The sequence below is a fragment of the Cupriavidus sp. 8B genome (assembly GCF_054589115.1).
In genome coordinates, this window is record NZ_BAAILO010000303.1 from 1 (window position 1) to 783 (window position 783).

1 protein-coding gene is annotated in these 783 nt (G+C 60.4%); it reads left to right on the plus strand.

Annotated elements, in window-relative coordinates; genetic code table 11:
• Positions 1-66 precede the first annotated feature (66 nt).
• The coding region (locus tag ACYP5B_RS30865) for a transposase (protein WP_459572195.1) at positions 67-783 on the plus strand (717 nt) is incomplete at its 3' end.

A 783-nucleotide genomic window follows, 5' to 3' on the forward strand; every position in this document is an offset into this window, starting at 1 on the left:
GGTTCTTCAGACTTTCCTGTGGGTAGGTAGTACGCTTTCGCGCATGGCTTGGTAAGGAGGTGTGCGATGGACAGCGTGGAACTGTACCGGCAGCTGCTTGGCGTGACTGCGCCATGGACGGTGGAGCGTGTCGACCTGGACGTGGCGCGGCAGCATGTCGAAGTGCATGTAGGGCACCTGGAGGGACAGCGGTTTTCGTGCCCCGAGTGCGGGAAGGAATTGGCGGTCTATGACCACCTGGGAGAACGGGTGTGGCGACACCTCGATAGCTGCCAGTTCCTGACGTATCTGCACGCGCGGCCTCCGCGAGTGTCGTGTCCGGAGCATGGCGTGAGGCAAGTGAGGATGCCGTGGGCGGAGGCTGGGAGTCGGTTTACGCATCTGTTTGAAGCGCTGGCCATCGACATATTGCTGGCAACGAATGTCAAGCGAGCCGCGGAGATCTTGCGCATTACGTGGGACGAAGCCTGGCACGTGATGGAAAGAGCTGTATTGAGGGGGCGGGCGGCGAAAGCCAACGAGATGCCCCGGCTGATGGGCGTGGATGAAAAGGCAATCGCCAAGGGACATCGCTATATGACGCTGGTGTGCGATCTGGAAGAAGCGACGGTGGAATACATCGGAGAAGAGCGCAAGCAGGCCAGCTTGGCCGCTTACTTCGAGGCCTTCCCGGTGGCGTATCGAGAGGCCATTGACGCTATCAGCCTGGACATGTGGCCGGCCTACATCAACGCCTGCCAGGCCAATGTGCCTGGTGCAGACGAGAAGATGGTCTTTGACCGC